This window comes from Chitinophaga cymbidii, from assembly GCF_007992715.1.
In the GTDB taxonomy this organism is placed as follows: domain Bacteria; phylum Bacteroidota; class Bacteroidia; order Chitinophagales; family Chitinophagaceae; genus Chitinophaga; species Chitinophaga cymbidii.
The window spans coordinates 885046-896951 of sequence record NZ_BKAU01000002.1 but is presented as its reverse complement, the minus strand read 5'-3'; the positions used below and the strand labels follow the sequence as shown (position 1 = coordinate 896951).

Annotated in this window: 7 protein-coding genes; all 7 read right to left on the bottom strand. The window is 54.4% G+C overall.

Features of this window, described 5'->3' with window-relative positions; genetic code table 11:
• Window positions 1–20 precede the first annotated feature (20 nt).
• Entirely contained in the window at window positions 21–575 is a 555-nt protein-coding gene (locus CCY01nite_RS14805; protein WP_146863096.1) for an RNA polymerase sigma-70 factor, read from the bottom strand.
• 121 nt (window positions 576–696) lie between these two features.
• Complete coding sequence (locus tag CCY01nite_RS14800) at window positions 697–1497, bottom strand: alpha/beta hydrolase (RefSeq protein ID WP_146863093.1); 801 nt, start codon at window positions 1495–1497, stop codon at window positions 697–699.
• Window positions 1498–1530: 33 nt separating this feature from the next.
• Window positions 1531–3972 (bottom strand): glycoside hydrolase family 95 protein, encoded by a 2442-nt coding sequence (locus CCY01nite_RS14795; protein WP_146863091.1) that lies wholly within the window; start codon window positions 3970–3972, stop codon window positions 1531–1533.
• 196 nt (window positions 3973–4168) lie between these two features.
• Window positions 4169–5392, bottom strand: coding sequence for a purple acid phosphatase family protein (locus tag CCY01nite_RS14790; RefSeq protein WP_146863088.1), 1224 nt, complete (start codon window positions 5390–5392; stop codon window positions 4169–4171).
• 13 nt (window positions 5393–5405) lie between these two features.
• Window positions 5406–7181, bottom strand: a complete 1776-nt coding sequence (locus CCY01nite_RS14785) for a RagB/SusD family nutrient uptake outer membrane protein (protein WP_146863085.1) — start codon at window positions 7179–7181, stop codon at window positions 5406–5408.
• Between the two features lie 16 nt (window positions 7182–7197).
• Window positions 7198–10539: a SusC/RagA family TonB-linked outer membrane protein gene (locus CCY01nite_RS14780; RefSeq protein ID WP_186831065.1), complete on the bottom strand. Its 3342-nt coding sequence runs from the start codon at window positions 10537–10539 to the stop codon at window positions 7198–7200.
• Window positions 10540–10760: 221 nt separating this feature from the next.
• Complete coding sequence (locus CCY01nite_RS14775) at window positions 10761–11837, bottom strand: FecR family protein (RefSeq protein ID WP_186831064.1); 1077 nt, start codon at window positions 11835–11837, stop codon at window positions 10761–10763.
• Between the last annotated feature and the right edge of the window lie 69 nt (window positions 11838–11906).

Here is an 11906-nt window from a genome sequence, read left to right as displayed (position 1 = left end):
TCAATATTTTTTAATTTTTTTTACCGGATGTTTCTGCGGTGGGTTTTCAGCACTTCCGCCAGGCGGCGCATGGCAATGTTCAGGTGGCGGTCCACCGTATTTTCGGAGATGTCCATGATGGCGGCTACTTCTTTGTAAGTAAAGCTGTCTTCCCGCACGAGCTTGTACACCATCTGGCATTTGGGCGGCAGCTGTCGGACGGCCGTGGCAAAATCATGTTTCAGCTCGCGGCTGATGGCTTCATCTTCCGGCGTGGTGGGGGAAATAAAGGTTTCGGGCGCGATATGGTCGATGTCCCAGGTCGTATAGTTCCGGTTCTTTACGAGGTAATTGATGGCGGCGTTCTTCACCGCCGTGAAGAGGTACACTTTGAGGTTGCGGACGCCCAGGAGGGATTCCTGCATGGTCCATACTTTGAGCATCGCGTCTGACACGATCTCCTCCGCTACTTCGCTTTGCCGCACATAGGTGTCCGCAAAACGAACAAGCCCTTTATAGAAATGGAGGAACAACCGCTTGTAAGCGTCCTCATTCCGGGAAATGGCAATCTGTTCCTGTAGCAGTGTGATGTCCATTGAATACCAGGCGCTAAAGTCCTTTCATAGTTCACTGTGGATATTGCATAGGTACGAAATTAGGGCCGATATCCGGTGAGCCTATTTTGACCAATCGCTATCGTATTTTAACATTTTCCGCTTATTTCTTTTTGATCTCCTTCAGCATCAGGTAAAAGGAAGGTTTGGGCATATCCCCGTGGTTATATCCGTCCATCTCGTACAGATACGTATGCTTATGGCCGGCGAGCTTCATCATCCTGGCGAGGTAAGCGTTTTCTTCATAGCGGCCGAGCATTTCCAGCTCGCGGTTGCCGGTATAGAGGTACAGCGGCGGCGCGTCCGCCCGAACATGATACAGGGGCGCATATTCGTCTACAATGGCCTGTGTGCCGGGAATGCCTCTTTCCTGCCGCACGGTGAAATGGGTGATGGCATGCCCGCTGAAGGGGAACAGCGCCGCAATGCGGTTCGCGTCGATATGATATTTGGCGAGGTAATGTTTGTCCAGCCCGATCATGGAAGCAAGGTAACCGCCCGCGGAGTGGCCGGCCACGTAGATCTTCGTGGTGTCGCCGCCATAGCGCCGCGCGTTCTCAAAGGCCCAGGCCACTGCTGCCGCCGCGTCTTCGATGTAAGCGGGACAAGTGACTTTCGGGCTGAGGCGGTAGTTGGCGGCCATCACGATCACGCCCTGTTTCTTCAGCTCCGCCGGGATGCTTTTGCTGCCGCCGGTAATGCCGCCGCCATGGAACCACACGATCACGGGAGCACCTTTTGCATGCGCCGGGTAGTACACGTCCAACCGGCAGCGTTCTTTCATGTAATCCGTCTGTTCACCGGTGCGGTACGGAACATTGTTCTTTTGGGCATAGGTGGCGGTGTCCTGCGCAAAAACAGGGAGCGAAAAGCCAAGCAGTAATAACAGGGTCCGGAGCTTCATGATCTTGTGTTTGACAACAAAGAAAACAAATTGTTACTGCTTTGTCAACGTATAAGTTTTTCCCGCCGCCGTTAGCAGGTCGAACAGCATGGTAGGCGCCGGGGCGGACTTGTCCGCTTTCGCTTTGGGAGATACCAGCGGTTCTTTTATGTTGATAATGTGGAAGAACAGATTTGGATTTTCTCCATTGGCGGGCTGCAATGCCGGTGATTGCAGCGCATTGGCAACGCGGATGCGGCAGTTGCCGCCGAGGGTTGAGCGGATGACCAGCTTCTCCACTTTCCCGTTTTTCCATGCCAACTCCACGATCTCGAAGCCTCCGCGGGCGCGCAGCCCTTTAATGCTGCCGTTCTTCCATGCGGCGGGCAGGGCGGGCAGCAGGTGAATGGCGCCGTCGTGGCTCTGCATCAGCATTTCGGTAATCCCCGAAGTGCAGCCGAAGTTCCCGTCTATCTGGAAAGGGGCGTGCGCATCGAAGAGGTTGTTATAAGTGCCGCCACCGCCTTTGGTGCCCACGGGGCTCAGCTGGTCCGATATCAGCTTGAGGGCGCGTTCACCGTTGAACAGGCGCGCCCACCAGTTTACTTTCCATCCCATGCTCCAGCCGGTGGATACGTCGCCGCGTTGCAGCAGGGTTGTTTTTGCCGCGTTGAACAGTTCCGGATGGCGGTAGGGAGATATCTGTGAGGAAGGGAATAGTCCGTAGAGATGGGAGATATGGCGGTGCTTGTCTTCCGGATCGTCCAGGTCTTCCAGCCACTCCTGCAACTGGCCGTACTGTCCTATCTGCATGGGGGGAAGGCGGTTGCGTACGGCTTTGAGGGTGTCTGTGAACAGCGGGTCTTTCCCGAGTATTTCCGCCGCCGCGATGGTCACGCTCAGCATGTCGAACACGATCTGGTTGTCCATCGTGCAGCCAGCGTCGAAGGAAACGCCGGGCCTTGTTTTCGGCGCGTTCTCCGGCGAGGTGCCGGGGTTGATAACGAGCCATTGATGCGAAGGTTCCTCCACCAGGTCGTCTACAAAAAACATCGCCGCGCCCTTCAGCACCGGGTAAATGTCCGCGAGGTATTTTTTATCGCCGTTGTACAGGTAGCGCTCCCACAAATGCTGGCTCAGCCAGGCGCCGCCCATGCACCACACGCCCCAGAAGATCGCATCCACCGGCCCGGTGATCCGCCACAAATCTGTATTGTGATGCGCCAGCCAGCCTCTCGCCCCGTACATCACGCGGGCGGTTTCCTGCCCGGTGACGGACAGTTCCTTCACCATCTGGATGAGCGGCTCGTGCATTTCGGAAAGATTATCTTTCTCGGCGGGCCAGTAATTCATTTCGGTATTGATGTTGATGGTGTACTTGCTGTCCCACGGCGGGCGCATGCTGCCGTTCCAGATGCCCTGCAGATTGGCGGGCTGCCCGCCGGGCTGCGAGCAGGAGATCAGCAGGTAGCGGCCATACTGAAAATATAATGACACGAACTGCGGATCGTTATCCACCGAAAAATTCCGCAGCCGTTCATCTGTCGGCGCTTTGGCCGCATCCGTTGTGCCGAGGTCTATTTTCACCCGGTTAAAATAGCGCTGGTATGCCGTTATATGTTCCTGCTTCAATTGTGCGTATGACTTTTTCCATGCGCCCGCCAGATGGTCCGCCGCGCGTTGTTGCGCATCAGCGCTGATATCCCGGTAGTTCACATAGTTCGTAGCGATGGATATGCAAATGTCGGCGCTGGTGGCTTTGCTGATATGAATGGCCGTATCACCGCGGCGCATGCTGCCGCCCGTTGTTCTGATCCTCGTGATGCCGTTGAATACTACTTTGCCTTCTACCCCTTCATGCCCTTCCGTAATGCCTTTGATGAGCAACTCGTTTGCGCCGGTGGTGATGACCGCGTTCTTTTGCGGAGAGGAAAAGGCCGCGTCGAACGAAAGCCCGCCGGGCTTTGAGCTGGTAAGCCTGATGACGATCGCCTGCGCCGGTACGGAAGCGAATACTTCGCGCGTATATCTGATACCGTTAGCCGTGTAAGTAGTGGTGGCGATCGCTTTTTCTATGTCCAGTTCGCGGTAATAATCTTTGTGCTCTTTGTGCTCCGGGAAAAAGATATGCAGGCTGCCGACAGGCTGGTACATTTGCCCGTGGGATTTCGCTTCCATCTTTTTCGCCGCCAGTTCCTGCGCTTCCTTCTGCTTTCCTTCAAATACCAGCTTTCTTATCTCCGGCAGCGCAGCCAGCGCATCGGGATTATCGTTGCGGTTCGGGCTGCCGGTCCACACCGTTGCTTCATTCAGCTGAATGACCTCTTCCTTTACATTCCCGTATACCATGGCGCCAAGCCGGCCGTTGCCGACCGGCAATGCGTTCTCCCAGACATCGCCGGAAGGCCGGTTATACCATAGTTTCAGGGGTTGTTGTTGCGCGGATAACTGACCTGCCAGCATAGTGAACAGGATACAAACGATGTGTTTCTTCATTTGCTGATATTTGTTTTCATATGAACTTCATACGGGTAATCACATATATCTTACAATGATACTCATCTTCGCGGATGAAATACGTTGGCAAATAGACAAATTATTGCAGAATCTTAACATTTTACTACGGAAGCAGGGCATAAAAAAAGCTGCACCGTTTTCACGGCACAGCCTTCTTTGTTATAACAGGACCACCTTATTTCTTCAGATCATAGGCGCCTACCACTGTTCCGTCGTCAATCAGCATCCGCAGCGATAATTGCCTGCGGGTAGCATGCAGCTTGATGATGGTGCGGGTGCCGCCTCCCCTGCCGGTAAAGCCGGGGCCGCCGCCGATCACGATCGGGTAATGATGTGTCTGCGGGTCCGCGTCCCAGGTTTTGTAACGGTGCGTATGGCCGGAGATCGCTATATCGATCTTTCCCTTGTTGAACAACGGATTGAACAGCTCCCGGCAATGCAGGGTGCCATGCCGGTCTCCCGCATGCCATACGGGGATGTGAATGAACACTACACGGAAGGCCGCCTGTTTGAATTCCTTACTTTGTATTTCCTTTTCCAGCCATTCCGCCTGTTCCTTCCGGTAATCATCAAAAGAAACAAGACCGGAATATTCCACGTCCGTATCGTTCTTGTCCTCTCCCGAATCCATGACCACAAAACGTACCGGGCCTTGCGTAAAGGCATAGTAGCAGCGGTCTTCCGGGTAATCAAAATAGTCGAACATCTGCCGGGCGTAATTCCCCCGCGGTTCATGATTGCCCTGTATCATCAGGAACGGCCGTTTTGTGGAGAACGCTTTGCCGCAGGGCGTCAGCAGGTCTTTCACGATCGGCTCCTCGCCATCTACCCAATTAAAAGTATCGCCATTGAACACCACAAAATCATATTCATCTTCTTTCCCGAATTTTTCTATCAGTTCTGTGATGTTGGCGGGATGATTGTGCAAGTCGTTGAACACCACCAGGCTTACTTCATCCGGCTTTGCCGCCGGTGTAGTGAAGGTGAAAGGGCCTTGCTGAATGGTTTCGCCGTAGACTACTTTGTACGGTTCAAACACCTGTATCTCTCTTGAAAAGATGCTGTACTCGTAGGTAGTACCGGGTTTCAGGCCCGTGGCCCTGATCTTGTTGATCCGGTTGTAGGCTTCTACCAGGCCATGACGGGCGCTTTGCAGCTTTCTTTTCTCACCGCCGGGTTCGCCAAGCTCCACCCAGTTCAGGCTTTTTTGCGAGGTGATCCACATCAGGGTGACCGCTTCCGGCGTCATGTGCTGCAGATAGGGCGCTGTGAGGAAGGTATTTGTTTCGCGGGGCGCCGTGGTTTCGGCGCTGAGCTGACCAATAGGCAGGCAGCTTAGTAGTCCTGCTTTTGAAATGTTGCCGAGGAATTCCCTTCGTTTTAAAAGATCGTTTTTCATCTGTTATTATTATTTAATAACCGGGATTCTGCTTCATACCCGGATTGGTGTTCGTTTCAAATTCCAGCGGCGGTATGGGCATGGCATAATGTTCATCCCGCCAGGTGATCTTGCGGCCGGCCGCTACTGTTTTGTAATAATTCGCCTCCTGCTGGCCGAGGTTGAGCCGGCGTACATCTTCCCACCATTTCGCTTCCCCGAAGAACTCCGCCCAGCGCTCATACAACAGCGGATCGTTGGCGAGATGATCATCAGCCGCCGCTTTTGTGCGGGCTGTCAGCGATGCATAATCCACCGGCGATGCGGTATTCGGATCGTAGTTGTAAGCCCGGCGGTGCACTTTATTGATATATTCGAGCGCCAGCGAGGGATTGGAGCTTTTCAGCACTTCGGCATACATCAGGTAAATGTCTGCCAGCCGGATGAAGTAATAGTTGGCGCCCGCGATGTTCCTGGCTTCTTCCAGCTTTCCTTCGAGATACTGGTTCTTCCGCAGCGGCCAGCCGTAAAAATCGTCCGGGTCAAGTCCCGTAGCGGGATCGAGGGTATACCATTTCCCGAATTCCGCCTGCGCCACCCTGTAGTACTGTCCCGCTACTTTTACAGAATCAAAGAAGGGTTGCAGCGCGCAGACATACAGGCGCGGGTCCGGACCGTCCGCTTGCCGGCCTGCCTGCTCCCTGCGTTCCATTTGCTGCGCTACATAATCATCCTGCAGTTTCCATGTGCCGCCCACCTGCTCTGTTACGGTCAGCGGCGGCGCATCGTGATAACCAAAGCGGAACAGGTTGCGGTCGTGCATAAACTGGTTGCTGTATCCCATCGCTTTGCGTTCACCGTCGCCGGGATTGATGTAAAACGGCGTATACAGCTGCGATGCGCCGGAGCCGGTATTCTGTTGCGTAGAGCCGTTGTTGTTGGGCAGCTCGGGGTTCAGCCTGTTGCCTACTTCATAGAATGATTCGGAGTTGTATTCAAACTTTGTATCGCCGTTGAACATGTTCTTGTAATGATCGAAGGACACGAGCGTTTTTCCGCTGTTCTGAATGCAGTCTTCGAGGTACAGCTTCGCGCTGTCTGTTTTGCCGGCGAAGAGATAGGTTCTGGCCAGCGCCGCCTTGGCAGACCATCTGGTGGCGCGGTGATTATCCTCCTGGCCGTCCAGCAGCACTTCCGCTCTTTTGAAATCTTCTATCATGGCCTGGTAGGCTTCGCCGGTGGACGCGCGGGGAACGGACATGCTTTGCAGATCTTTCGGCACGGCGCGGATAATGGGCACGCCCATGCCATTCAGCTGCGGCTGGCTGTACAGCACCTGTAAATGCCAGAGGTAGAAGCCGCGCATGAAATAGGCTTCGCCCGCCTTGTTGTCCAGCGCCTTCGCCTCGCCGGGGGGCGCCGTAACGCGGTAACGCTCGATGGCTTCCAGCGTACTGTTGGCATAGTAAATACCTTTCTGGATATCCCGCCACTGAAAGCTGATCTTGTTATCGCCGAGCCTTGCCATGCCGGTGCTGATGCCGATCCACGCATCATCGTTACGCCATTGCATGTCGATCGTGTGATCAAGACAAAAGACAGAATAACCATGCCACCAGTAGCCCATAAAGCCCCTTTCGTGCTGCACGCCGTAAACAGACACCAGCATCAGGTCGATATGATTCAGCGAGCTGGGGAAATTACTTTGGGAAATGGAACCGGTATCTTCCAGATCGAGGAAGGATTCGCTGCATCCGCTGCCGGCCACCACCATCATCATCGATATAAAACCTGCGAATATTTTTTTCATCAGTCAAGATTTGTAGTTAGAAGTTAAGATCAAGCCCGGCGGAAAACAGCTTCGTCATCGGGTAGGTGTTGATGCCGTACAATCCGTGGTTCTTCACGTCGTTGGAGAACTCGGGATCAAGACCGGAAAACCTGGTGAACGTGAACAGGTTCTGGCCTGTTACGTACACCCGGAGATTTTTGATCCTGTAGCGTTCCGTGAGCTTGCGCGGAATGGTATAACCGAGCGAGATGTTCTTGATCTTCAGGTATGAGCCGTCTTCCACATAGTAGGAAGAATACCAGGAGTAGTTGTTGCTCGGGTCCTGGATAAACTTGTTCGGGTTCGCCGGATCGGTGACGCCCAGCCTTGGCTGATCTGTGAGCCCGTTGCCGAGGAAATACGATGCGTTGAAAATATCGTAGGTGGATTGATAATCCTGTTTGAAGGATTGTTCAAAGATGCGCACGCCGTTGATCACATCTCGACCGGCCACGCCAACCACCAGCGCGGTGAGGTCGAAGCCCTTGTACCCGAGGTTGACGTTGAGGCCGTATTGCAGCTTCGGCCAGGGGTTGCCGATGAAGGTGCGGTCCGCGTCGGTGATCCTGCCGTCGCCGTTCAGGTCTTTATACCGCAGGTCGCCGGGGCCGGTGAGCTGATGATTGTACCAGGCTACCTGTCCGGGATTGATGGTGCCGGCTTCCAGCGCCTTCTGCGTGGCGGTGGCGTTCAATCCATCTATTTCTTCTTTGGTTTTGATCAGCCCTTCCGCCACCAGGCCATATACCTGCCCTATCGGCTGTCCGTTCACGGTCTTGAACGGAGAGTTGCCCGTCATGAACATGGCGCTGCCGCTGTAGATGTAGGCCGAAGGCAAACCAAGGTCCACTACTTTGTTCCTGTTCTGCGAAATGTTGCCGGACACGGACCAGTTGAAATCTCCGCGGCGGTCCTGGTACGTCACGCTCAGCTCCCATCCCTTGTTGGATATCTTGCCGATGTTCACCGGCATGGTGCTGGTGTTGGAATAATAGCTGGCAATGCCGGAGGAGAACGGCGTGGGGAGGTTGTACAGCATGTCTTTCGTTTGCCGGCTGTAGTATTCGGCGGAAACGGCGACGCGGTCGCGGAACATGCTCAGGTCCAGCCCCACATTCACGGTATGTATCTCTTCCCAGCGGATGTTCTCGTTCACTACTTTGATGGAATTGAATCCGCCGATGATCGTGGATTCATCGAAACTGTGCTGCTCTACCTGCTGGTAGGAAGGCAGGTACGCAAAGTTGCTGATGGCAGCGTCGTTGCCGAGGATGCCCCAGCTCACCCTGGGTTTCAGCTGCGTGATCAGCTGCTGGTCCAGCTGTTTGAAGAATGGCTCTTCCTGCACTTTCCAGCCGAAAGCGAGGGAAGGAAATACGCCCCAGCGGTTGGCGGGCCCGAATTTGGGAGAACCGTCGCGGCGGATATTGGCAGTGAGTAGATATTTATTGTCATAGCTGTAGTTTAAACGTCCGAACTGCGACAGGAAGCGCCCGTAGCTAAGCGCGCCGTTGGCGGTTTTGTTGGGGTTGGTGGACAACGAAAAAGATTCGGCGACTTTCACGGGGAACCCGGTGGCGTTGGCGCTCAGGCCGGAAGCAAAGGATTTCCGCGCTTCGTAGCCGGCCATGATTCGGAAGTCGTGTTTCTTTGCGAAGACCTTTGAATAGGTCAGCAACGTGGTCCACGTATAACTTTCGCTGTAGCCGGATGCTTTGGAGTATGATTCGGGGTAAACAGTTCTTGCGAGGTCGTTCCTTTCGGTGAAGTTATCGGTGAAGCTGCCGCTGAAACCGCCGCCGGTGGTGGTGCGCAGCGTCAGCCCGTCGAGTATGTTCCATTCGAGGTACAGCACACCGTCCAGCAGCAGCTCGCCTTCCTTGCGGTGGCTGTAAGCGAGGGAGGCTACGTCGTTGCCGCCGGAGAACTCCACTTCCGCGGGCACGCGGGCAAAGCTGCCGTCCGCATTATAAACGGCCATGTAGGGCAATGTGCGCCAGGGAAAGTCGCGCGTAGTGGGATTGGCGCCGATCTTCGCCATATAAAGCTGATGGCCGAACGTAAAGCGCTTGCCAAGTTTATAATCACCATTCACCCGTAAAGCGAAGCGTTCCCAGAAGTTGTTCTTCTGAATGCCGTCTTCCCGTTCGTAGCTGCCGGAAATATAATAACGGCTTTTGCTGGTGCCGCCGCTCACGGAGAGCTGGTAGCTTTGCTCCAGGCCGTCCTGGAACAGTTCGTTGAACCAGTCCGTATTCGGGAGATCGGGATTGTTCCAGAGGGAGTAGTCCTGCTTGATGCCTCTTCTTGCGCGGATGTAATCGGGGGTTTCCAGCATCCGGTAAGAATCGGTGATCTTGCGCACGCCGCGGGTGGCGCTGAAATCATAATTCGTTTTCTGATCGAAGCTGCCTCTTTTGGTGGTGATGAGCACCACGCCGCCCGCCGCCTGCGCGCCGTAGATGGCCGCGGCACTGGCGTCTTTGATGATCTCGATGGATTCCACGTCTTTGGGGTTGAAGTCGGAGTTATTGCCGCGGGGCACACCGTCAATTACAAACAATGGATTGAGGCCGTTGATGGAGCCCACGCCACGGATGATGATCTGCGATCCGGAGCCGGGCCTGCCGTTATCCTTGCTGATCATCACGCCGGCGGCCCTGCCCTGCAAGGCTTCCGCCACCGATCTTACCGGCAGGTTCTTTATCTCTTTTGATTTTACGGAGGTGATGGAACCGGTGAGATCTGATTTTTTCTGATCGCCATATCCTACCACCACCACTTCATTCAAACCCGCCACATCTTCTTCAAGGATGATGGACAAAGTGGTCTGACTGCCGATGACGACCTCCTTTTTGAGGAACCCGATCGCGGAAAATACCAGCGTGGCGTTCTCCGGCGTTTCCAGGCTGAAAGTGCCGTCTTCCCCCGTGGCAACGCCCTGCGAAGTACCTTTTATCTGCACGGAAATACCGGGCAGCGGCTCTCCACGGGCATTCACCACCTTGCCGGTGATCCGCTTCGCACGTACGGCGCTGACATCCTTACGGATGACCACCAGGTTATCTTCCAGCACTTTGTATTGAATGTCCAGCCGCCGGGCGAGGGAATCGAGCAGGGTGCTGACGGTGACCTCTTTCATGGACAGGTCGATGGGAGGCAGTTTTTCCAGGTCCTCGTTATTATAGTAAAATACATAGCTGGAACGCTTTTCAAGGTAATGCAGGATCTTTTCCATGCTGGCATTCTTTACGGAGATGGAAACCTTGTGCTGCGAGTACCCGGAGGCGGCAACTTCCAGAAAAGCTATCAGGAACAGGCCGGTAAATTTAAGCATGAGTAGAAGCTTTCGAATGGCAGCAGGCATGACATAGCATGCCCGCCCAGAATTTTTTTTCATAAATTACAGTGGTTTTAATTTAAACTAAGGAGGATACACCTGTATTTTCCGGCGGGGAATACGTCACTATTCCCCGTTTTTCATAACGTTGCGGCAATAAGATGCCCTGACCAGGGCGGATGCCCCAGTATCAAATTTGCATTCATCGGTATTCCTGTTTATTGAATGATCACTTCCCTTTCTTTTATATCATAGTTGAATGGTGTTATGGCATTGAGAATGCTGAGCAGCTGTTCCAGCGATACATTGTCCGCCCGCCCGCTGAAGCGGCTGTTGCGCAGCGCGGGGTCATTAATGGTGATCTTCACACCATACCATCGCTCTAACCGCAAAGCAAGCGCGGCAAAGGTTTCATCCTGGAACACCAGTTTTTCTTCCCGCCAGGCTGTTTCCATGAGCAGGCTGTCGCTCACGCCGCGTACGGGTTCCAGGGAGATCTGTTCCGCCGGGGTTTTCCGCCGCCCGCCCGCCGGGGCGGCATTGTTCTTTTTCCTGACGATCACTTTCTCGCGCGGCTTGAGGTAAAAGTCTTTCCCCTGCACGGTCACCATCACAGCGCCGTTCACCAGCGCGGTTTCGGAAAAGTCTTCGTCCGCATACGCCCTTACATTCAAGGTGGTGCCAAGCACCTTCACATCCATGGTGGAGGTATGGATGATAAAAGGCTTGCCGGCCTGCTGTTTCACCTGGAAATACCCTTCGCCTTCCAGGAATACTTCGCGTATGTTATCCTGCCGGTTGAATACTTCCGGGTAGCGCAGCGTGCTGCCGGCGTTCAGCCAGACGGTGGTGCCGTCTCCAAGATTGATGCTTGTTTTCATGCCGGGAATGGTGGCAATTTCCTTGAGCGGTTTATCCATGGCCGGTTTCCAGAGGTACCAGGTGAAGACGACGCCGATAAGCACTGCGAGCATCAGCGCCACGCGGCGTTTTACCCGGCCGCGTTTGCTTTCCGCCGGTTCCCCCGCTTCGTCTGCCTGCGTCTTGCCAGGCGCATCAGCAGCGGGCTCCCCGGTTTCTTCCGCCTGTATCCTGGCCAGCACCTCGTCGGCCAGCGCGCCGGCCTGTGAAGCGGACAAGTGCGTGCCGGCCTTGTAGTCCAGCCGCTTTTCCAATCCTGCTTTCAGCCAGTATTCCGGATGTTCCAGCAGGTATCGTTCCAGCTCGGCCCTTTCTTCCTCCGAGATGTTGCCACTCCAGTTCCTGGCCATCAGTTCCCAAAATCTGTCGGTCATTTTAAATCGTGATAATGTGTATAAGACAACGGAAAAGGGAAATCCAATTAAGGGAGCGGGAAAAAAGAG